The organism is Telluria sp. PB2R4 (assembly GCF_059685695.1).
In genome coordinates, this window is the sequence record NZ_JCASIC010000007.1 from 244,034 (window position 1) to 264,951 (window position 20,918).

The following is a 20,918-nucleotide window of genomic DNA, read 5'->3' on the forward strand; positions in this document are numbered from 1 at the left end:
TTCAAACGACAACGATGATCCAGAACGCCGACGATTATTTCGATATGGTGCGTACCCCGACGCCCTCTCCCATCAACCAGGTAGCCCAGGCGATCCCCGAGCCGGTCGACGCCAACGGTGACGGCATCAAGGATATCCTGATCTTCGGCGCCTACTATCCCCATAACGGCGGCACGGCGGTGGCCCAGCCGGCCCTGCTCATGCTGGGCAAGGGCGACGGCACCTATGCGCCGGCCCCCGCGGGCATGCTGCCCTCTACCTTCACCACCATCCATCCGCGCGAAGTGGTCCAGGCCGACTTCAACAAGGACGGCCTGATCGACCTGTTCGTGGCCGACCACGGCTACGATGCCGAACCCTTCCCCGGCGCACAGAACCGCCTGCTGCTGGGCAAGCAGGGCGGCGGCTACATCGATGCCAGCGCCAATCTGCCGCAGGTGGCCGATTATTCGCACAGCGCCACGGTGGGCGACATCAACCGCGACGGCAACCTGGACATTTTCGTCGGCAACCTCAGCAGCCCGGCCAGCCCCATCGAGCCCTACGTGCTGTTCGGCGACGGTACCGGCAAGTTCGCCCGTTCGAATGCCGGCCTGCCGGTCGAGGGCAGCGGCCTGCTGAACCGCCAGAACGGCGGCTTCGGTTTCAATTCGTCGCTGCTGACCGACCTGAACGGCGATGGCAAGCTCGACCTGGTGCTGGGCAACGACGGCAATGTGCACAACCGCGAGCACCGCTCGCTGGTGTATTGGGGCACGGGGACCGGCTTCAACGCGGCCACGGTCACACCCCTGCCCCAGGGCTACTTCGGCGACACCCGCGTGGTGCACGACATCGCCGCCATGGACATCGATGGCGACGGCGACAACGACTTGCTGCTGCTGTCTTCCGAATCGACGCCGAGCACGGCCTATGCCGACGGCTGGTCGCTGGAAGTGGTGCGCAACGACGGCGGCAGCTTCGTCGACGCCACCCTCGATCATTTCCAGGCGGCCGACAGCCGCGAAGGCCTGCCGATCCAGGACAGCAACGTCGGGGCGAGCCAGTTCATCCGCCTGATGGACGTCAACGGCGACGGTAGCAAGGACATCGTTGTCACCCAGTTCATGAACGACAAGCCGACGGAAAATACGCCGATCGTCTGGGTCAACGACGGCTTCGGCCACTTCGAAGTGGCGCTGCGCGCCGGCCAGCTGAACACGTTCGCAAGCGATCCCTACTTCATCGGCGTGTTCAGCCTGCCGGTCGAGACATCGAAGGGTCTGAGCTTCAGCACCGTCAGCACCTACCAGGGCACCATTTACGCCAACACCGCGCTGGCCACCAAGCCGCTGCCGGGGCCGGCCGTCATTACCGCCACCGCGCGCAACGACGTGATCGCGCAGACCTCGGTGGCCAACACGATCAACGGCGGCGAGGGCCGCGACAAGGTGGTGTATGCAAAGACCGCGGCCAGCTACCAGGTCACGCTGAAGGACGGCACCGCCACCGTGCGCGACCTCTCCGGCCAGGAAGGCATCGACACCCTGCTCAACGTCGAGCGCCTGCAGTTCGGCGACACCGGGGTCGCGCTGGACGTCGACGGCATCGCCGGTCAGGCCTACCGCGTCTACCAGGCGGCGTTCGCGCGCACCCCGGACCTGCCGGGGCTGGGCTACTGGCTGGCCATGATGGACAACGGCGTGCGGCTCGGCGCCGTGGCTGCCGGCTTCGTCGACTCGAAGGAATTCCGCGACGTCTATGGCGCCGCGCCTTCCAACCGCGAGATCATCGAGAAGTTCTACGAAAACGTGCTGCGCCGTCCGGGCGAGAAGGGCGGCATCGAATTCTGGACCGGCGTCCTCGACAACAAGCAGGCGAGCGTCGCCGAGGTGCTGGTGGGCTTCAGCGAGAGCCCCGAAAACCAGGCCGCGCTGGTCGGCGTCATGGCCAACGGCGTCGCCTACACGCCGTACGGCTGACGCCGCGCGACGGCTCAGGCGGTGCCGCCGTTGGCGCGCAGCACCTGGCCGTTGATCCAGCCCGATTCCTCGCTCACCAGGAAGGACACGATGCGCGCGATGTCGCCCGGCTCGCCCAGGCGCTCGAGCGGCGGCATCCGGGCAAAACCCTCTATCTGCTCCGGGGTTTTCCCGGAGAAGAACAGCTCGGTGGCGACCGGCCCCGGCGCCACTGTGTTGACGCGGATCCGGCGCCCGCGCAGTTCCTTGGCGAACACGGCGCCCATCGCTTCCACCGCGGCCTTGCTGGCGCTGTAGACGGCGTAGCCGGGCAGCTTCATCGCCAGCACGGTGGTGGAAAAGTTCACGATGCGCCCGCCGTCGTTCAGGCGCCGCCCCGCTTCGCGCAGCGTGTTGAAGGTTCCCTGCACGTTGACGCCGAAGGTCTGGGCGAACAGCTCGTCGGAGGTGTCGGCCAGCGGCATCGTCTTGAGCACGCCTGCATTGTTGACCAGCACGTCCACGGTGCCCAGCTCGCGCTCGGCGGTATCGAACAGTGCCCGCACCTCCTCCGGCTTGCTGACATCGGCCTGCACCGCGATCGCGGTGTGGCCGCAGGCGTGCAGGGTGGCGAGCACGCGGTGGGCTTCGGCTTCGTTGCTGGCGTAGTTGACGACCACCCGGTAGCCGTCCTCGGCCAGGCGCTGGGCCAGGGCGGCGCCGATGCCGCGCGAGGCGCCGGTGACGATCGCAACCTGTGCATTTTTCTCGTTCATGCCGGCCTCCCGTCAGTGAAATCAGGCGGCGATCGCCGCCTCGTCCGTGCCCGCAACGGCCAGGTGACGGTTCACCGCCGACAGCACCGCGCGGAACGAGGCCGTCACGATATTGCTGTCGATGCCGACGCCGAACAGGGTCTGGCCGCTGCCCACGCGCAGCTCGACATAGCAGGCGGCGCGTGCATCGGCGCCGCGGCCGATTGCATGCTCATGGTAATCCATCACGCGGATGTCGAGGCCGAGCGCGTTCACGAAGGCATCGATCGGGCCGTTGCCCTTGCCCTGCATGACTTGCGGCGCATGGTGGCGCGCCATGTCCAGTTCGATCTGCACGCCGTGCGCGCTGTCCTCCATCATGCGGTGCGCCACGTACTGCCAGGGCGTCACCTGCTCCAGGTATTCGCGCGAGAACAGCGCGTGGATGTCGGATGCGGCGACTTCGCGGCCGGTGGCGTCGGCCATGCGCTGCACCGCGCGTGAGAACTCGATCTGCAGGCGGCGCGGCAGCTCCAGGCCGTATTCCTGCTGCAGCAGATACGCCATGCCGCCCTTGCCGGACTGGCTGTTGACGCGGATGACGGCGTCGTAGCTGCGCCCCAGGTCGGCCGGGTCGATCGGCAGGTAGGGCACTTCCCACAGCGCATCCGCCTTCTGCACGGCGAAGCCCTTCTTGATGGCGTCCTGGTGCGAGCCGGAGAAGGCGGTGAACACCAGGTCGCCCGCATACGGGTGGCGCGGGTGCACCGGCAGCTGGTTGCATTCCTCCACCAGCTGGCGCACCGCGTCGATGTCCGAGAAGTCCAGGCCCGGGTCGACGCCCTGGGTGTAGAGGTTCATGGCCAGGGTGACCAGGTCGACGTTGCCGGTGCGTTCGCCATTGCCGAACAGGCAGCCCTCGACGCGGTCGGCGCCGGCCATCACGGCCAGTTCGGCCGCCGCCACAGCGGTGCCGCGGTCGTTGTGCGGGTGCACGCTGATGACGAGCGACTCGCGGCGCTCGAGGTGGCGGCACATCCACTCGATCTGGTCGGCGTAGACATTGGGCGTGCTCGCTTCCACGGTGGAAGGCAGGTTGACGATCATCGGGTTCTGCGGCGTCGGCTGCCATACGCTGCTCACGGCATCCACGATGCGCTTCGAGAAATCGAGTTCGGTGGTGGAGAAGGATTCCGGCGAATACTCCAGGCCCCACTGGGTCTGCGGGTGCTGCGCTACCAGGCTCTTGATCAGCTGCGTGCCGTTGACCGCGATCTGCACGATCTCGTCCTGCTCCATGCCGAACACCACGCGGCGAAACACCGGCGCCACCGAGTTGTAGACGTGGACGATGGCGCGCCTGGCGCCCACGGCCGACTCCACCGTGCGGCGAATCAGCTCGTCGCGCGCCTGGGTCAGCACGATGATGGTGACGTCATCCGGGATACGGTTTTCTTCCACCAGCATGCGCACGAAGTCGAAGTCGGTCTGCGAAGCCGAGGGGAAGCCGACCTCGATTTCCTTGATGCCGATTTTCACCAGCATCTCGAAGAAACGCAGCTTCTTCTCCGGGCTCATCGGCTCGATGAGGGCCTGGTTACCGTCGCGCAGGTCGGTGCTCATCCAGATCGGTGGTTTCGCGATGACGGCGTTCGGCCACTGGCGGTCGCTCAGTGCGACGGCGGGGAAGGGACGGTATTTGGCGGCGGGGTTCTTCAGCATGATCGTTTGCTCCTGGTGCGGTACACGGTAGGCCTCTGTGAGGCGGTGGTGTGGCGGCAGGCTGCCGGACGGGCCACGAACGCTAGGCCCGGCAACCGATCGGTAGTTTTAGCGCGCTGAGCAGCAGACGAATGTGAAGCGGAATCTTGGACATCGGTACAACTTTCCTGGAGCTTGCTGGGCCGGCGGGAGCCGGGGCGTACGGCGCGGACTACGCGCGCGAATTACGCTTGTAGTAGCAGGGCGGCCAGCGCTAGCGCGCCGGCGGCAGGTAGGGAAGTCGACAGATGCAGGTGGAAGGACATGCGATCCACTCTAAAAGACGAGTGGACCCGCTGTCAAGCAAAAATTTGTGCATTGCACACTACAACTTTTCCAGCAGCTCCGGCAGCTCCTTGATGAACGCGTCGCGCACCCGCAGGCCGGCGCGGCCGCCATCTTCGCGCGTCGCATCCTGCACCAGCCGCGCAAACACCACCGTGCGCTTGCCGTCGCCGGTCCAGCCCACCAGCCAGCCATGCGGCAGCGCACCCGGTTCCGAGCCGGTGCCGGTCTTGGCGTACAGTTCCCAGCCGTTGCGCAGGCGCGGATAACGCATGATCGACGTCGTCATGTCGACCGCCTTGCCGGAGACCGGCAGCGTGCGGTTGACCAGCCTGCGCAGGAACACGGCCTGCTCGTCGGGCGAAATCTTGAGCGAGCTGCCCAGCCAGGCCTGGGTCAGGCCGTCGTTCTTGGCCGCATTGCCGGACGCGTCGCGGTTGCCGTAGTCGAAGCGGTCGAGGTAAGACTGGAACCGCTCGCTGCCTAAGCGGGTGCTGATCTGCTGCGAATACCACACCACCGACAGCTTCATCCACGCCGCCGGGCTGGTGGCGGTACGCCATTCCGGCAGCCAGTCCACATAGCCTTTGCGGAAGGGCAGCAGCGGCGTGCGCTGGTCGACCAGGATCCCGCTGTCGTAGCCCATCAGGCTGAGCGCCACCTTGAAGGTCGAGGCGGGCGTCACGCGCTGTTCGCACTGGCCTTCGCGCACCAGCACCTTGCCGGTGGCGGCGTCGACCAGCAGGGTACAGCGGATCGCATCCTGGCCCGCTGCGGGCAATGCCGCACCGGCCAGCAGTGCCAGCGCCATCAGGTGTTTCGTCGTCATCGGCTCTCCGGAAAGGTAACAGTATAGCAATAGAGCAACAAAATCCGGCCGTTTTTGCAGCGCAGCACCATTACTGGTATACTGGTTGCCTGTCGTCGAAGCAGCGCTTCCGACTTTCTCCCGGCTTGTAAATACCGCCGCCCGAGCCTCCGCACCCGCCGCTTCACTTCGCAGGTTGCGCGCTTCCTTCTACTCCACCTGGTCTCCGGTCAGGCCAGCATCAGCACCTACGCCGCCATGTATCGCCGGGCGGTGTGACCGACGTTACATCGACCCGTGCGCCGCGCGGGCCGTCATCCAGCATGAGGAGCACCAGCATGGCAAAAGAAGAACTGATCGAAATGAACGGACTCGTGTCCGAAATCCTGCCTGAAATGCGTTTCCGCGTTGAGCTCGAAAACGGCCACAAATTGATTGCCTATACTTCGGGCCGCATGAAAAAGAACCACATCCGCATCATCGCGGGTGACCGTGTCACGCTCGAAATGTCGCCGTACGACCTGAACAAGGGCCGTATCACCTTCCGTCATATCGAGAACCGCGGCCCATCCGGCCCGCGTCCGGCGCCGCGCCGCCGCTAACCTGCACTGCAGGCGCGCTTCCCGGGAGGGAAGCGCGCAGTCTCCGCTTCACCCTTCTCCGCTTTCTCGCATTTGGTCTGTCCGCACATCGCGCGGTAGATCGATCACGTCCGTTTCAACAGTGTTATAAACAAGCGTGATAGGCCTTAGAATGTTGCTATCCTAAAAACAGGCAAGCGACGATCCATGGCCCATATCCATCCTGCCGGCTGGCGCGAGATGTCCGTCACCGGATCTGCCGCGCGCGAAATCGAAACCCTCACGCTGCTCGAGAAGCGCCTGTCGGACACGCCCTACGAGATCTACCACGGCGTCCACTGGACCAACGTCGAGCACGGCTTCTCGGCCTATGGCGACATCGACTTCATCATCCTGGCGCCGAACGGCAGGCTGCTGCTGATCGAGCAGATCGCCGGCTTCCTGAACGAATCGCGCGATGGCCTGGTGAAGAACTACCAGGGCAAGCCGCGCAAGATCCACAACCAGATCCTGCACACCATCGAGGGCTTCGCCAAACGCTACCAGGGCGAGCTGTCGATCGACTACCTGCTGTACTGCCCCGACTACATCGTCAAGGACCCGCAGCTGGCCGGCATCGACCCCAGCCACATCATTGACGCCACCACCAAGGGCCGGCTGGGCGCGAAGATCCGGGAAATTTTGCCGCTCACGCCGCGTACCGACGAATTCGACCGGGTCACCCGCTACCTCGGCGACACCCTGAGCCTGCGCCCCGACCCAAGCTCGATGATCGGCTGCGCCACCAGCATGGTGACGCACCTGTCCGGCGGCCTGGCGACCTGGGCGCGGCGGCTCGAATTCTCTCCGTTCCGCCTGCGCGTGGTGGGCACCGCCGGCAGCGGCAAGACCCAGCTGGCGCTGGCCGAATATACCGCCGCGCTGGATGCCGGCCTGCGCCCGCTCTACGTCTGCTTCAACCGCCCGCTGGCCGACCACATCCAGCGCCTGGTCCCGCCCGGCGGACGGGTCGCCAACTTCCACGAACTGTGCGACGCCTGGCTGCGCGCCCAGGGCATGACGCCCGACTACGGCGCGCCCACCGTCTGGGCCGACATCGAAAGCTCGCTGGCATCGGCCGCGCTGCCCGAGACCTGGCAGTACGACGTCGTCATCGTCGACGAGGGCCAGGATTTCTCCGCCACCTGGCGCGACATCGTGCTGCGCATGCTCAAGCACGGCGGACGCGCCATCTGGCTGGAGGACCCGGACCAGAACCTGTACGGCAAGGAGATGGTGCCGCTGCCGGGCTGGGTGGTGCTGCACTCGAACACCAACTACCGCAGCCCGCGCCAGATCGTGCAGATGCTGAGCTCCATCGGCGCCGTCAGCCAGCCGGTGGAAGCGGGCAGCCCGTTCAAGGGCGCCGACATCGAGGAACTCACCTACCCGGAAGGCGATACCGAGGCCATGCTGGCGCAGACCCGGCGCGCCGTCACGACCTGCCTGGCCGCCGGCTTCGGGCGCCAGGACATTGCGATCTGCTCCTTCCGCGGCCGCGAACGTTCAAGCATCCTCAAGCTCGATCGACTGAGCGACGCGCACACGCTGCGCTCCTTCACCGGCGCCTACGACCTGTTCGGCAACCCGGTGTTCCGCGAGGGCGGGCTGCTGGCAGAGTCGGTCTACCGCTTCAAGGGACAGTCGGCGCCGGCATTGATCTTCACCGAGATCGATTTCGAAGAGATGGACGAGCTGACCCTGAGAAAACTGTTCGTCGGCATGACCCGGGCGCGCCTGAAACTGGTGCTGGTGATGAGCGTGCGTGCGCATGCGCAGTTCGTCGACCGCATGTGAGCATGCATTTCATGCGGCGCACATGACGAATCGGGGAAACGCCGCAACCGGCGCGTGCTAGCATTTTGGGCATCGAATCCCGGGAGACGCGTTCATGAAGAAGCAGGGAATTTCCACCGCGGCGCGCCGGCGCGTGCGCCTGGTGTGCGCATCCGCCGCCATGCTGCTGCTGGCCGCGTGCGGCGACCATCCGCCGAAAGACGACGACGATGACGACGACCAGCCGCCCCCGGCTGCCATCAGCATCGTCGCCGGCAGCGCCCTTGAGGCGGGCAGCACCAACGCCACCGGCGAGGCGGCGCGCTTCGATACGCCCACCGGCATCGCGGTCGACGCCGCCGGCAACGTGTACGTGGCGGACACTGGGAACGAGTCCATCCGCAAGATCACGCCGGCCGGGGTCGTCACTACCCTGGCCGGCGCCGCGGGCTCGAGCGAGCACATCGACGGGCCCGGCGACCGCGCACGTTTCGTCTCGCCCTTTGCGCTGGCGATCCACAGCGACGGCACCCTGTTCGTCACGGACAACCTGCGCATCCGCAGCGTGAGCAGCGCCGGCCAGGTGGCCACGGAGGCGATCATCCCGGTCGGCGTCAATGTCACCCTGGGCAGCATGCCGGTGGTCTACCCGAAAGGGATCGCGGTCGACGCGCGCCGCCAACTGCTGGTGACGAACGGCCTCAGCACGCGGCGCATCGTGGCCGGGTCGACGGGCATGCTGGAGGGCCCGGAGGTGGCCCAGGAGCTGTTCGGCGTGCGCACCGCCGAAGCGCGCGGCGTGGCGACCGACAGCGACAACAACGTCTACGTGTTCGACCTGCAGCGCAAGATCAGCCGCACCGTCAATCCCTCGACCGTCAACGCGAACGTGCTCACGCCGTTTGCCGGCGCGCCGAATGCGCGCGGTTCGGCGAACGGGGCCGGCACCGCAGCCAGCTTCCAGGAGGTGGTGGCGCTCACGGTCGCCCCGGACGGCATTGTCTACGCGGCCGACGCGGTGAACAACCTGGTGCGCAGGATCAACCAGGAGGGCCTGGTGACGACGCTTGCCGGCACCACCCGCTCCACCACGCTGCAGACGGGCGGCCTGCCGGGCAGCCTGGCGCCCCTGCGCGGCATCGCCAACGACGGCAAGGGCAACCTGTACGTCACCTCGGGCAATGCGGTCGTGAAGATTCGGCTGCCCTGAGCGGGCTCAGTGGCCGATCGCCGCGGTGGCCACGCCCTGCGCCACGCTGTTCTTGCTGGTGGTGGTGGTCAGCGCGAACAGCGGCTTGCGCGGCGATTTATCCGTGCTCCACTCGTAGGCGACGGTGCTCTTGACGCCGTCCGGTCCCTTTTCCGAGGTATTGCGCTTGCGCTCACTGCGGAAAGGCGAGGGGGCCTTGCCCACCGTCTTTTCGAACATCGCCTGAGCCGTGGTGGCTGGCACCGTCTTCGCGTACAGCGCACACAGGTTCTTGTCCGAATGGACGACCAGCACGAACTGGCCATGCTGGCTCGGCACCGACCATGCGCTGCCCTTGGCGCCCTGCAGAAACATCGCTGCCGCCTCCGCGGGGAGCTGGGGCAAGGTAGCAAGCTGTTTGCGCAGGCCGTCGAAGTCGTGCAGGTACTTCAGGCAGTGCGTGGAATAAATGTTCATGAAGGCGGCGGCCTGCTGTTCAGGCGCAGCGACAGCGATTGAAGAGAGCAAGATACCTCCAACGGTGATGGCTGTTTGTAGAAGAAGTCGCATAGGGTCGAACTGCTTTCAAAAACGTGCGCGGTGGCGCGCACCGTTATCTTCCTGCCCCGAACCGTCCTGCTGACCGAATTCGTACCTGACAGGCGTAACTTTCCCGCCTCCAGTCGGAACCACTCCGACTGGAGTGCCTGACGTTGCCGCCAGACTCGCCACGGGTAGCGCAGAGTGCGCCTTGAGAGCGCCGGTTGCGAGCCGTTGGAGATTGACCGCGGCGTTGATGTCCCGGTCGTGGGCAGCACCGCAGGTGCAGGCCCATGTTCTTGTGCCGAGCGTTAGCGTGCTGTTTTTCTCGCCACATGCCGAGCACAGTTTGCTCGACGGGTACCAGCGGTCGGCCATTACTAATATGGTGCCGTAGCGTTGCGCCTTATAGTGCAATTGGCGCCTGATCTCGTACATGCCTACATCGCTGACCGCGCGCGACAACCGTGCGTTGGCCAACATGCCTTTTACGTTCAAATCCTCAATCGCCACCGCTTGGTTTTCGCGGCATAGACGCGTCGTAAGCTTATGACAAAAGTCGCGTCGTATCCGGGCGATTCGCATATGCAGCTGTGCCAACTTTCGCGCTTCTTTGATCTGGTTGGCGGACTTGGGCAGACGGGTCCCTTTCGGGATGGAGCCCACAATGCCGGCAGCCGCCTTAGCTGCAGTATGCTTCCTCGATAGGCGGCGAGAGCGAATGCGCAGGCGCCTCAGAGCTGCTCTCAGTGGACGTGGTGCGTGAATCTTCTCGCCTGTACTAAAAGTGGCGGCAGCGGCCACACCCAGGTCTATGCCGACGACGCCATTGCCCGTTCGGATACGTTGGGCATGGCTTTCAGGAACGTCGACCTGAACAGAGAGCGACCACCGGTCTGCCTCGCGTGACAGCTGCGCCCCCATCATCTTGCCAGGAAATCGCAGCGTCTCAGCCAACGCGACGCGACCGATTTTGGGCAATACAACGCTGTTGCCGTCAAAGCGAATTCTGTCATTTGCCACATAAAAGCTGTCGCGGCAGCGGCCCTTTTTCTTGAACACCGGTGGGTGAGCGGTCTTGCCGGCCTTCCTGTCCGCGAAGTAGCGGTTCCAGGCACGCGCAAGGTTAGTGAATGGCTGCGCGTGGGCATCGCGGTGGAGTGCACGGAGCCAGGGCCGTCCATTTTCGTCGAGCCAGTCAGGATGAGCGTACTTGATGGCGTTGAACTGTTTTTTCAGTGCTAAAGCGTTCGGATGTTTTCCCCTTGCGGCTTGGAGCTTCCACTCTGCCAGCGCCCAGTTCCATACGCGACGCGCTGCCCCAGCCGCGCGTGCGAAATAGTCGCATTGCTCGCGGGTGGCATTCAGGCGGATACGGTGCGATAGAAGCATGAAGTGATATCCAAAAGAATAAGCTGTTTGACTCATGTGTATTCGGGCAGTTCGACAACGGCTGTCAAAGGCAGGACAGATCACATCTATCCTTGTGCACATCCAGTCGACTAAGCCTGCTGCGACCAGTTGGAAGGCAACCTGACTATAGCAATTCGTGCCCAAAATCCTGACTTGCCGAAAGGAATTGAACGCGGCATTGGAAGCAGTAACAGCCGCGCTTAATGACTAACATTTAGAAGGTGCCGACGAGAAAGACGTCGAGTTGTTCTTGCGTGACCGGCTAGTTGAGCAAGCGGTCGCAGTGGTGGCGCACATTTATGGACTATCTGGGCCGGTAAGCCCGACGCCTAGCAGGCAGTGACCTTTGCAGTTGGCCCGCTGCCTGTCGCCTTTGGATGACAAAAATAATGCAATCTGTCCTATAGAGGAGACGCGTAGGACAGAACGCGACATTGACGCACGTCAAGCGCGGTTAGCTCATTCGCATGCCTGAGTTCGCTATGATCGATGTTTCGAGGCGTAAATATCTCGATCATGATGGAGTCATTCAGATGGGGAACGCTCACACGTCGTCTGGTCGAATGAAAGCTCTCCCCGAGTTTGCCTCATTGGGTCGGAACGGAACAGGGCTGAGTCAGATTAGCAGGCTCATCACCTTGACCACTCCGCAGGAACGCGACCTTCCGGAGTCGCTGGTTGCAGATCAGTTCATTGGCCGTGAGGCTGTCAATGAGCTCTTTCGTTTCGATATCGACGCCCTCTGCACGTCGACCGACCTGGACCTGTCCAATTTCATCGGCGAAGACCTGACGATTACGCTTTCGCAGCCCGACGGCAGCCGGCGCGCATGGCATGGCATCTGTACCGAGGCCTCCTGGCTTGGCGCCGATGGTGGCGTTGCTCGCTATCGGTTGCGGCTCGAGCCCGCGCTGGCGCTGCTGGCCCACCGCCGTGACAGCTACATTTTCCAAGACAAGAATGCGCGAGACATCGTTATCGAACTGCTGGCCGATTATCCGCAGGTGCGCTTGGACTTCGACATCACGCAGGAGCTGGCAGTCCGCCCGGTTTGCACTCAATACCGTGAAAGCGACCTCGAATTCTTCGTGCGCCTGCTGGCATCCGAAGGCTTGAACTGGCGTTTCGAGCACAACCAGGCGGCGGGCGATGGCAATGGCCACGCGAAGCATCGCATCGTCATCTTCGACAGGCGCGCGCGCACGCCTGCGACACCGGGCGGTGACGTGATCCGCTTCCATGGCGTGCGCGCCACCGAGACCGACGATGCGATCGACGGCTTAAAGGCTCGCCGCAGCGTGCAGGCAAATCGCGTCGCGATCAGCAGCTGGGATCCGGCACAATTGGTGGCGCCCGGCTACGAGCATGCGTCCCACCTCGACGCAGGAGAACTGCCGCCACTGCAGCTCTACGACGGCAGCGGTGAACGCATCGCCACCGAGCGCGGCGCCGCTGACGCGCACAGTGACCTGATTCTGCTGGCGCTCGAGCAGAGCAACAAGGTCTTTGAAGGGACCGGCGCAGTGCGCAGGTTGGCGGCCGGCCATGCTTTTTACTTGACCCAGCACGACCGCTATACCGAGGGGGACAATGCATTCAAGGTGCTGTCGGTGTGGCACGAGGCGCGCAACAATTTCGAGACCGGGATTACGGGTGCTCCCTCGGCTGGCGTCGAGAACGGCACGTATCGCAATGTGTTCACCTGCGTGCGCGAAGTAGTGCCGCTCGTTCCCCGTTTGACGGCCGCGACGCATCGCACCACGGCGCCGGGGCCGCAATGTGCCCTGGTGGTCGGGCTGGCGGATGCGGTGTCCACCACCAACCGCGATCACCAGGTGCGGGTGCAATTCGCCTGGCAGCGCGGTGCACGTCCGAATGCGGGCGGCATGGCGCACAACACCGACGACCGAGGCTGCGCACCGGGCAATGAGACATCCGGCACCTGGGTGCGCGTGACCGAGGCGCTGGCGGGGCCGAACTGGGGGACGGTGTTCACCCCGCGCATCGGCACCGAGGTACTGGTCGACTTCATCGAAGGCGATATCGACCGGCCGGTGATCGTCGCGCAGCTGTACAACGGCGCGGACCTGCCGCCGTTTTCGGCCGGCGTGGACTCGGGCGCCAACCATGCGGGGGTCCTGTCCGGCATCCACACCCGTAACTTCGACGGCAGCGGCTACAACCAGTGGCAGATCGACGACACGACCGGGCAGCTGCGCATGCGGCTGGCGACGAGTAGCGGGGCGACCCAGCTCAATCTCGGCTACTTGATCCATCAGGAGCCGGGGACGTCGCAGCGCGGCGCTTATCGCGGCAGTGGTTTTGAGCTGCGCACCGACGCCTGGGCGGTGATCCGGGGCGGGGAGGGTGTGCTGCTGTCGACACGTGCGCGGCCTGCGCAGGGAGCGGGCGTCAGCTCGACCCAGATGGATGTGGCGGAGGCCGTGGCGCAGTGCAGGAGCGCTGCCGAATTGTCGGCCAAGCTCGGGGATGCGGCGTCGCAGCAGCAGGCCTTGTTCAGCAAGGATGCCTTGAAGGCGCAGGAGGCGTTCATCGCGCAGATCGATCCGGAGGCGAAGGGCAAGTACGACGGACCGGTCAACGGGCAGGCGGCTTTCAAGGCCAGGCCGGGTTCGCGCGAGCTGGATTCAACGCAGCCTGTGGAAAAGTTCGGATCACCCATCGTGCTGATGGATTCGGCGGCCAGCATCAACTGGGCGACGCCGGCATCGACCGTGCTCTATGCAGGCAAGCACCTGCACTGGACCACGCAGTCGGATTTGCACATGACGGCGGGGCATACGTTGTCGTCCGTATCCGGCGAGGCGACCAGTTTGTTCACGCATGGGGGCGGCATCCAGGCGATCGCGGCGAATGGGCCGGTGTCGCTGCAGGCGCATACCGATGGGCTGGAGATCCTGGCGGACAAGGAGATCACGGTGATTTCGGTGAATGACTGCATCGAGATCAAGGCGAAGGAAAAGATCGTGCTGCAGGCGGGGGAGTCGTCGATCACGCTGGAGGGTGGGGATATTACGTTTGCTTGTCCGGGGACGTTCTCTGTCAAGGGTGGCCAGCATTTGTTTGACTCCGGTGTCCGTAGCGAGACCTCGCTCACCAGTTTGCCAGACAGCCGACCAAGGCTCTTCGATGAAGCATTCGTTCTCAAGGACGAGCAAACCGGGCTTCCCCTCTCAAACTATCAATACCGCATCATCCGAGCGGATGGATCAATAGAGCCGGGAGTAACGGACGAGGAAGGTCGGACTCACCTGGTTTCCTCAGGTGAAGTTGAGGAATTAAAACTAGAGATCATTCGCGCATAAAGGTTTGCTTCGACATGACAGGCACAAAGTTCAAGCTCGCGGGGACCGCCTATACAAATCCGTTCGAGAACCTGGAGCGAAAGGAGGTAAGGATAAAAGTGGGTTCGGAGCGAATAGCACGGATCGCTTTCCTCAATGGCGATGGCACCGAAACAAGCAGCGTAACGCAATTCGTCAATCTGAGCCGGTCGGATAGCTTTGTTGACGGGAAAGTTGTGCCGAACGTGGATCGTGCTGGGGCCAAGGTGCGGCTCAAGGTGTATTTCAATAAGCCAGGCACTCACCAATTTACAGTCAAATGTGAGCCATTCGATGGCAATGCAAAATACACGCCGGGAGAACTGGCGAGAAATTCTCGCTTCGCGTATCAGAAAGAAAAGAAATCCTACATAACGGCGAGCGATGGAAGTCTGGTTCTGCCGCTAGACGATTTCTATGTTGGCGCCGCAGGGAAGGATAAATACGTTTTTCGTGCTGCCGACGCCAACGGCACGACAGTGTCGACCGGGAATCTGGAAGTGCACCGTCTGATCTACTACGTCGAGCTAAAAATGCGCTCGCTTACAACGTGCGCTACTAGTTTGGCGCTAGTGGAACGCACATACGCAAAGCACAACATCAAGTTGACGAGATTGCCAGCTGTTGAGATGGACTCCCTTCCAAATATCGGCACGCGTGACGAGCAAATATTTCAGGAAAATGCCAGGAAGGCTTATTCTAAATCGTCAGCTGTTGGAAAGCAGCCTCAGGTGATAGCGATCGCGTATACGGGACACTTGGCTGTAAAGAAAGAAAATTTTCAGGTTGGGGCGTCGCCAGTTGTGGTCGGGCCAGGAAGTTCACCAGTGTTAATTCCCGTCGGCGACCCTCCAAGCGCGACATCGATATTTCCCGTGACGTATTTTCTTTGGCAGGGCCTTGTGCCAGGCGAAAACTGGTTCGTATCCGCGAAGTTTATCAAGACAGGCGGGACCCCCGCCGATGCAGTCAATATTCCGGTCGAAAAATGCACAGCAGTGCCCAGCAGCTCAGCACTCCCTCAACGCGCAAATATCGTACGAATCGATGTCAGCACGCTGCAACGTGGGACCGGAACAATTGTTCTCGTGGTAAATATTGTTGAGCGGATGCGAGGTGGGCTTTCATTCCCTGGAGGGAACCTGATCTGTGTTTGCACGAAAGCATGGTGGTCTACTATCGACACTAAAATGCAGAACGAAGTTATCGTCCACGAACTAGGTCACAAGATCGGGATGGTGCCGGATGGGAGCGGGAAGCTGCCCGACAGAATGACCAGATTTTACGACGATGCGAAAGGGCATCACGGAAATCACTGCTTTTATGGTCTCCCTGCGAGCCAGACTCGTTACGATTCGCGCACTGATGTTATCCGTTCCAAATGCGTAATGTACGGTGCAGCTAATGGCGTCAGCGACTTCTGTGTAGATTGTGCGCCGGCTGTTTGCAAGGTTGATCTTGGTGATGGATGGAGACCGTTATGAGGCGCTGGTCGACTCCTCTATTTGTAATTGCCGCCTGCTTCTCATGTTCGTCCGCGGGCGCAAGCGGTAGCGCTTTGTTTGCACCACGCTATTCGCCATCCGCGGACGCGACAACCTCGCGTGGTGCAAAGGTAGACAAAATTATGACCGAAGACGAATTATTTGAGCACGTGCCGTTTGACACCAATAAGCAGACCGCTTGCTCGCCGGCTGACCCTGGTATTGAGTGGCGCGGGTTGAAAGTGCGCGCCCCTTCGCAAGTTATCATGCCTAAAAAAGACGCTCCGCATTTAGCGCTCGTCATTCCTTTATGCGGAATATATCGTATAAACCTTGCTCAGGCGATCCGGTATCCTGGGCCGCTAACTTTGATCGTTACCCACGTTGGGACAGGAAAAACGTATCGTGGTCCGATCGTCGATCGAGACCCGAACATAACGATTCCTCCGCCACCGTCGCCTCCGCTAGATGTGGCAGCTTTTGAAGGTGTATTTTCCAGCACCTACTTTAACGTAAATGTAGCGTGGTACGTTGCGCTGCCGTTGCAGCCTGCTCGTTATCGCCTAAAAGTCGAGTGGGCGGGCTATCAGTCGAACGAGGTTAGCATTGCAGTTGCCCAGCGTCCGTAGGGGGCATTTGATGCATTCTTGACCACGGTGATTTCTGGTCTCCGTTTGCGTATTGTATTTGTCGGCGATCGCAGCCTGCTACGCTCTTTCTCGCCAGCCGGGCGTGATCGGCCACACCACTAGCCCGCGCAGCTTAACAGCAGACAAAATGAAGGCCGGTGGCTTTTCGCTGCTGGTTGGTCGTTTCGACCGCAACGTCTGTCGCATCTGCCTGGCTAGGCCGACGAAACAGGCATGTCACGCCTTGATCAGAGCGCAGATTTTTCTAACATTACAGGCACCAAGACTTCTCTATTCGCCTCTCGCGCCGGGTGGGATATCGGCAAGATCGAGATAGACTGGCAGGCCTAGGTCCCGCGCCGTCTGCACATCCATGTCGGCGCCGCGCGACTCGCCGGCGATCCGGTAGACGGCATGGCATTGGCGCAGCATGCGCTGGGCCACTTCGTACAGGAAAGCTTGCGGAATCGCTCCTGGGATCGTGGCGCCGGTCGCATGCGCCAGTGGCAGCGCGGCCCACTCCCCGATCAGCGGAAAGTGTCCCTTGTCGTATACCGCCAGCGCGGCCTGCTCCAGGGCTCTCAGGTTCCGTTCAATCAAGATCGGATCGCCGCCGGTGCCGCTGCGATAGGGCCCGGCGATCAGGATGGTTTTTGTTTGCATATGAGTCTCCTTTGGGTTCAATGGCTGAGGACAGTCACGCCAGCGCTTGTCAGTGCGGCATCGAGTTCGGCCGAAGGCGCGCAGTCGATGACCAAGCTTGCCGCCATGCCGAGGTCTCCGATCTTGTAGGCGGAGGCCACGCCGAGTTTTTCGCTGGAAGCCAGCACGACCGTTTCTGCCGCACGCCCGGACAGGGCGCGCTTGATATACGCCTCTTCGAAGTCGCCGGTGCTGAACCCGGCATCGGGATGCACGCCGGTCACACCCATGAAATAGAGGTCGGCGCGGATGTGGCTCAGTGCCTCGAGCGCGGCGGCGCCGACGGCGACCATCGAATGCCGGAACAGGCGTCCGCCGATCAGGATGACCTCGATCTTCTCGTGTTCGGCCAGCGCGACCGCAATGGTCGGGCTATGGGTGACCACCGTGAGCGGCATGTTGCGCGGCAGCGAGCGCGCCAGCTCCGCGCAGGTGGTGCCCCCGTCGAGGATGACGATCTGGCCGGGCGCGATCAGGCGCGCTGCGCTCGCTGCCACCTGCGCTTTTGAGCCCATGGCGATGTGCTGGCGCTCGGTGAAGCCGGCTTCCGCGGGCGAGGCCAGCAGGGCACCGCCATGCACCCGCTGCAGCAGGCCCTCGGCCGCCATCTCCCGCAAATCCCGGCGGATGGTGTCTTCCGAGACCTGGTAGTGCGCGGCGAGCGCCTTGGCTTCGACCTGCCCCTGCTGCGTGAGCATGGTGAGGATCTCGTTCTTGCGTTGGCTGGTCAGCATATTGCACGAAATTTCTTGAAATTGCACGAAACTGCATGTTAGGCTATCGGAATCCCAACGTCAAGGAACGCCATGTCCGCGCCTGTCCAGCTTGTCGATGTTTCCGTCCTGTCCGACCAGTGGTACGTGCTCAAAAAGTACACCTACGACTACCAGCGCAAGGATGGCAGCAGCCAGCGCCAGGAGCGCGAGGTCTACGACCGCGGCAATGGCGCCGCGATCCTGCTGTACAACCGCGCGCGGCGCAGCGTCGTGCTGACCCGGCAGTTCCGGCTACCGGCCTACCTGAATGGCCTGGCGGACGGCATGCTGGTCGAGGCGGCAGCCGGGCTGCTGGACGACATGTCGCCGGCCGAGCGCATCCGCATCGAAGCCGAAGAGGAGACGGGCTACCGCATCGAGCGGGTCGAGAAGGTGTTCGAGGCTTACATGAGCCCGGGGTCGGTGACGGAGAAACTGCACTTCTTCGTGGCTGAGTATGAGGACAGCCAGCGCGTGGGTGATGGGGGCGGTATAGCGGGGGAGGGTGAGGACATCGATGTGTTGGAGCTACCGTTTGATCAGGCAATGAGCATGATCGGGCAGGGAGAAATTGCTGACGGCAAGACGATCATGCTGTTGCAGCATGCGGCGCTGCGTTTGTTCGACAGGCCGTAAGCCTTGGCTTGCCGAGAATACACCCGACCGTAATTTCCACGCCAACTCAAATGGCGGCAGTTTGTTCAGCCATTTCCGGCACTTCAACAATGAGCCGCGGTATCCGTTGATACAGCGCGAGTTTGAACTCGTCACGGTCTTTGGAATAGTGGCAGCGACGATGGCAATTCGGGCAAAGCGCTACCGCATTTGTCGTCTTATCCGAGCCATAACTGGACAGTGGCATGACGTGATGCACTTCGAGATAGGGCAATCCATCCATTCCAACGAACGGCGCCGGATCATCGCACCCTTCGCAACGTCCTTTCGCCCCCTGAAGCACCCATGCTTTCACGGCCGGATCGCGGACGTAGCTTGTCGTCGTCACTGTGACAATCTGTGGCGAATGCGACCCTTTGGGGACGGTACCAAGAGACCGTTGCCTAAGATCAGACACGCGCTCTGAAAGCACAGAGGCATCAGGTGTTGGAACATAGGCCTCTAGCGATTCGATGCCTTCAGTGCTCAACAAGGCGACCATCTTCTCTTTGACGGCTGAGCCAATGTTCCGTGCCGGGAGATAGCCGGCGATATACGGCATCTTCAGTTCATATAAAGCTGCCGAGATGTTCTGCATTCGAAATTCGATCGAGGCTTTTGTCCTGGTGGCGAGCGGGCCGGCACGCAGTTCTCGATTGGCCGCCGCCTTGTTATAGCTGATACCGTTCAGCTCCGCATGCAGCATGCGCAGATAAGACTTGACCGTAGCGGCTAGCTCCGCGTCGCTCCAGGCCTTCGAATCGGTCGAGATTGATATTAGATCGGACATGAACTGGTCGGTTTCTTCATCCAGCCAGTCTAGTCTTTGTTCAATATCTTCTCAACAAGAAAAGTTGTTGTTAGAGCGTATAGCTACCGAATATCTTTCCCCGCATTAACACTGATTTGATACGATCTCGACATGATCGATATCTCTATAAATAAAGCCGCACCTCCACGCATCCGCCGTCGTCAGACAATCGCGCTCGTACTGCTGGTTGTCACCGGCGTCATCAACTACCTCGACCGCGCCACCCTGGCCGTCGCCAACGAATTCATCCGCGCCGACCTCGACCTCTCGCTCGGCCAGATGGGCCTGCTGCTGTCGGCGTTCTCCTGGAGTTACGCGCTATGCCAGCTCCCGGTCGGCGCGCTGGTCGACAAGATCGGGCCGCGCTGGCTGCTCGGTGCCGGCCTGGTGCTCTGGTCGCTGGCCCAGGCCGCCGGCGGACTGGTGTCGACCTTCGGCTGGTTCGTGCTCGCGCGCGTCGTGCTCGGCATCGGCGAAGCGCCGCAGTTCCCGGCCGCGGCGCGGGTGGTGAGCAACTGGTTTCCCTTGCGCGCGCGCGGCACGCCGACCGGCATTTATAACTCGGCCTCGCCGCTGGGCTTTGCGCTTGCACCTTTGTGCCTGTCGCCCCTGATCGCCGCGACAAGCTGGCACTGGGCCTTCTTCGTCACCGGCGCGCTCGGCATCGTCGCAGCCGTTGTCTGGGTCATGCTGTATCGCGATCCGGTGCGCGAGGAGCTGACCGACGCGGAGCGCGCCTACCTGGACGAGGGACAAACTGGCGAGGCCGCGCCAAAGCCAGGTTTCGCGGCCTGGCGCGCGCTGTTCCGCCAGCGTGCCACCTGGGGCATGATGCTCGGCTTCTTCGGCTCGGTTTATTTGAACTGGGTCTTCCTTACCTGGCTGCCAGGCTACCTGCGGACGGAACGCCACATGGATGTGGCCTACGTTGGGGTGGCCGCCACGATTCCCTTCCTGTGCGGCTTCGCCGGCGCCCTGAGCGCTGGCTGGGCATCAGATCGGATCACCCGGCGTGCAGCCTCCACTGTGCAGGGCCGCCGCGCGGCGGTGGTGCTGGCCATGCTGGGCATGGTGGCGTTCACGATTCCGGCGGCGCTGGTCGAGAGTAATACGGCAGCCATCGCCTGCATCTCGGTCGTGATCTTCCTCGCCAACGCGGCGTCGGCCTGTTCGTGGTCGCTGGTCACCGCGGTTGCGCCGCGCAGCCGCATTGCCTCACTGGGCGCGATTCAGAACTTCGGCGGGTTCATCGGCAGTGCGCTGGCGCCCATCTTCACGGGCTATATCGCGCAGAGCTGGTCCTTCGTTCCCGCCTTGCTGACTGGTGCCGGGATCGCCTTCCTAGGTGCGATGTCGTACCAGTTCCTGGTTGTTCGGCCGATCCCTGAGCAGGACTAAGCGGCAGCGATGAAAAAAAAGCCAAGCGTCGAAACGCTTGGCTTTTTTGCTTTG

General features: G+C 62.5%; 17 protein-coding genes. 9 read left to right on the top strand and 8 right to left on the bottom strand.

The features are described from left to right. Positions 1 to 14: 14 nt before the first annotated feature. Entirely contained in the window at positions 15 to 1,961 is a 1,947-nt protein-coding gene (locus AC56LU_RS14035; protein WP_497176219.1) for an FG-GAP-like repeat-containing protein, read from the top strand. A 14-nt stretch (positions 1,962 to 1,975) separates the two neighbouring features. Here the strand turns inward: AC56LU_RS14035 and AC56LU_RS14040 are convergent, their stop codons facing one another. The 3 genes from AC56LU_RS14040 to blaOXA all read right to left on the bottom strand — a co-directional run bounded on the left by AC56LU_RS14040 (position 1,976) and on the right by blaOXA (position 5,570). Further along, positions 1,976 to 2,716, bottom strand: coding sequence for an SDR family oxidoreductase (locus AC56LU_RS14040; RefSeq protein ID WP_497176220.1), 741 nt, complete (start codon positions 2,714 to 2,716; stop codon positions 1,976 to 1,978). A gap of 21 nt (positions 2,717 to 2,737) precedes the next feature. Beyond that, a complete protein-coding gene (leuA, locus tag AC56LU_RS14045) occupies positions 2,738 to 4,420 on the bottom strand; it encodes a 2-isopropylmalate synthase (RefSeq protein WP_497176271.1) in 1,683 nt (560 codons plus the stop codon). A 361-nt stretch (positions 4,421 to 4,781) separates the two neighbouring features. After that, the gene (gene blaOXA / locus AC56LU_RS14050) at positions 4,782 to 5,570 is read right to left on the bottom strand and encodes a class D beta-lactamase (protein ID WP_497176221.1); all 789 of its coding nucleotides are present in this window, start codon (positions 5,568 to 5,570) and stop codon (positions 4,782 to 4,784) included. A gap of 317 nt (positions 5,571 to 5,887) precedes the next feature. Here blaOXA and infA point away from each other — a divergent pair, with 317 nt between their 5' ends. From infA to AC56LU_RS14065, 3 genes are all read left to right on the top strand, one after another. Further along, positions 5,888 to 6,151, top strand: coding sequence for a translation initiation factor IF-1 (infA, locus tag AC56LU_RS14055; RefSeq protein WP_497176222.1), 264 nt, complete (start codon positions 5,888 to 5,890; stop codon positions 6,149 to 6,151). 186 nt (positions 6,152 to 6,337) lie between these two features. Continuing rightward, a complete protein-coding gene (locus tag AC56LU_RS14060; RefSeq protein ID WP_497176223.1) occupies positions 6,338 to 7,966 on the top strand; it encodes an ATP-binding domain-containing protein in 1,629 nt (542 codons plus the stop codon). Positions 7,967 to 8,060: 94 nt separating this feature from the next. Further along, complete coding sequence (locus AC56LU_RS14065; protein WP_497176224.1) at positions 8,061 to 9,155, top strand: NHL repeat-containing protein; 1,095 nt, start codon at positions 8,061 to 8,063, stop codon at positions 9,153 to 9,155. Positions 9,156 to 9,161: 6 nt separating this feature from the next. Here the strand turns inward: AC56LU_RS14065 and AC56LU_RS14070 are convergent, their stop codons facing one another. Both AC56LU_RS14070 and AC56LU_RS14075 read right to left on the bottom strand, forming a co-directional pair. Continuing rightward, positions 9,162 to 9,662: an NMCC_0638 family (lipo)protein gene (locus AC56LU_RS14070; protein WP_497176225.1), complete on the bottom strand. Its 501-nt coding sequence runs from the start codon at positions 9,660 to 9,662 to the stop codon at positions 9,162 to 9,164. 57 nt (positions 9,663 to 9,719) lie between these two features. Then, positions 9,720 to 11,102: an RNA-guided endonuclease InsQ/TnpB family protein gene (locus AC56LU_RS14075; RefSeq protein WP_497176226.1), complete on the bottom strand. Its 1,383-nt coding sequence runs from the start codon at positions 11,100 to 11,102 to the stop codon at positions 9,720 to 9,722. 623 nt (positions 11,103 to 11,725) lie between these two features. On the opposite strand from AC56LU_RS14075, the gene AC56LU_RS14080 reads away from it, so the two are divergent. The 3 genes from AC56LU_RS14080 (at position 11,726) to AC56LU_RS14090 (ending at position 16,544) form a co-directional block, all read left to right on the top strand. Continuing rightward, positions 11,726 to 14,413: a type VI secretion system Vgr family protein gene (locus AC56LU_RS14080; protein WP_497176227.1), complete on the top strand. Its 2,688-nt coding sequence runs from the start codon at positions 11,726 to 11,728 to the stop codon at positions 14,411 to 14,413. Between the two features lie 14 nt (positions 14,414 to 14,427). Further along, the gene (locus tag AC56LU_RS14085) at positions 14,428 to 15,915 is read left to right on the top strand and encodes a hypothetical protein (protein WP_497176228.1); all 1,488 of its coding nucleotides are present in this window, start codon (positions 14,428 to 14,430) and stop codon (positions 15,913 to 15,915) included. 143 nt (positions 15,916 to 16,058) lie between these two features. Beyond that, positions 16,059 to 16,544, top strand: coding sequence for a hypothetical protein (locus AC56LU_RS14090; protein WP_497176229.1), 486 nt, complete (start codon positions 16,059 to 16,061; stop codon positions 16,542 to 16,544). Positions 16,545 to 16,835: 291 nt separating this feature from the next. On the opposite strand, the gene AC56LU_RS14095 is transcribed toward AC56LU_RS14090, so the two are convergent. Both AC56LU_RS14095 and AC56LU_RS14100 read right to left on the bottom strand, forming a co-directional pair. Further along, positions 16,836 to 17,207 carry a DUF4406 domain-containing protein gene (locus AC56LU_RS14095; protein ID WP_497176230.1) on the bottom strand — a complete coding sequence of 124 codons (372 nt, stop codon included), beginning with the start codon at positions 17,205 to 17,207 and terminating at the stop codon, positions 16,836 to 16,838. Positions 17,208 to 17,224: 17 nt separating this feature from the next. Further along, positions 17,225 to 17,980 carry a DeoR/GlpR family DNA-binding transcription regulator gene (locus AC56LU_RS14100; protein WP_497176231.1) on the bottom strand — a complete coding sequence of 252 codons (756 nt, stop codon included), beginning with the start codon at positions 17,978 to 17,980 and terminating at the stop codon, positions 17,225 to 17,227. Between the two features lie 72 nt (positions 17,981 to 18,052). Here AC56LU_RS14100 and nudK point away from each other — a divergent pair, with 72 nt between their 5' ends. Next, positions 18,053 to 18,637, top strand: coding sequence for a GDP-mannose pyrophosphatase NudK (gene nudK, locus AC56LU_RS14105; protein ID WP_497176232.1), 585 nt, complete (start codon positions 18,053 to 18,055; stop codon positions 18,635 to 18,637). A gap of 46 nt (positions 18,638 to 18,683) precedes the next feature. Here nudK and AC56LU_RS14110 read toward each other — a convergent pair whose 3' ends face one another. Next, complete coding sequence (locus AC56LU_RS14110) at positions 18,684 to 19,445, bottom strand: HNH endonuclease (protein ID WP_497176233.1); 762 nt, start codon at positions 19,443 to 19,445, stop codon at positions 18,684 to 18,686. Between the two features lie 132 nt (positions 19,446 to 19,577). Here AC56LU_RS14110 and AC56LU_RS14115 point away from each other — a divergent pair, with 132 nt between their 5' ends. Then, the gene (locus tag AC56LU_RS14115; RefSeq protein WP_497176234.1) at positions 19,578 to 20,864 is read left to right on the top strand and encodes an MFS transporter; all 1,287 of its coding nucleotides are present in this window, start codon (positions 19,578 to 19,580) and stop codon (positions 20,862 to 20,864) included. Positions 20,865 to 20,918 lie beyond the last annotated feature (54 nt).

Coding starts and splice junctions, on each gene's coding strand:
- AC56LU_RS14060 (WP_497176223.1), top strand. CDS start 6,338: ATGGCCCATATCCATCCTGCCGGCTGGCGCGAGATGTCCGTCACCGGA.
- blaOXA (WP_497176221.1), bottom strand. CDS start 5,570: ATGACGACGAAACACCTGATGGCGCTGGCACTGCTGGCCGGTGCGGCA.
- AC56LU_RS14085 (WP_497176228.1), top strand. CDS start 14,428: ATGACAGGCACAAAGTTCAAGCTCGCGGGGACCGCCTATACAAATCCG.
- AC56LU_RS14040 (WP_497176220.1), bottom strand. CDS start 2,716: ATGAACGAGAAAAATGCACAGGTTGCGATCGTCACCGGCGCCTCGCGC.
- AC56LU_RS14065 (WP_497176224.1), top strand. CDS start 8,061: ATGAAGAAGCAGGGAATTTCCACCGCGGCGCGCCGGCGCGTGCGCCTG.
- AC56LU_RS14100 (WP_497176231.1), bottom strand. CDS start 17,980: ATGCTGACCAGCCAACGCAAGAACGAGATCCTCACCATGCTCACGCAG.
- AC56LU_RS14110 (WP_497176233.1), bottom strand. CDS start 19,445: ATGTCCGATCTAATATCAATCTCGACCGATTCGAAGGCCTGGAGCGAC.
- infA (WP_497176222.1), top strand. CDS start 5,888: ATGGCAAAAGAAGAACTGATCGAAATGAACGGACTCGTGTCCGAAATC.
- nudK (WP_497176232.1), top strand. CDS start 18,053: ATGTCCGCGCCTGTCCAGCTTGTCGATGTTTCCGTCCTGTCCGACCAG.
- AC56LU_RS14115 (WP_497176234.1), top strand. CDS start 19,578: ATGATCGATATCTCTATAAATAAAGCCGCACCTCCACGCATCCGCCGT.
- AC56LU_RS14090 (WP_497176229.1), top strand. CDS start 16,059: ATGACCGAAGACGAATTATTTGAGCACGTGCCGTTTGACACCAATAAG.
- AC56LU_RS14035 (WP_497176219.1), top strand. CDS start 15: ATGATCCAGAACGCCGACGATTATTTCGATATGGTGCGTACCCCGACG.
- AC56LU_RS14095 (WP_497176230.1), bottom strand. CDS start 17,207: ATGCAAACAAAAACCATCCTGATCGCCGGGCCCTATCGCAGCGGCACC.
- AC56LU_RS14075 (WP_497176226.1), bottom strand. CDS start 11,102: ATGAGTCAAACAGCTTATTCTTTTGGATATCACTTCATGCTTCTATCG.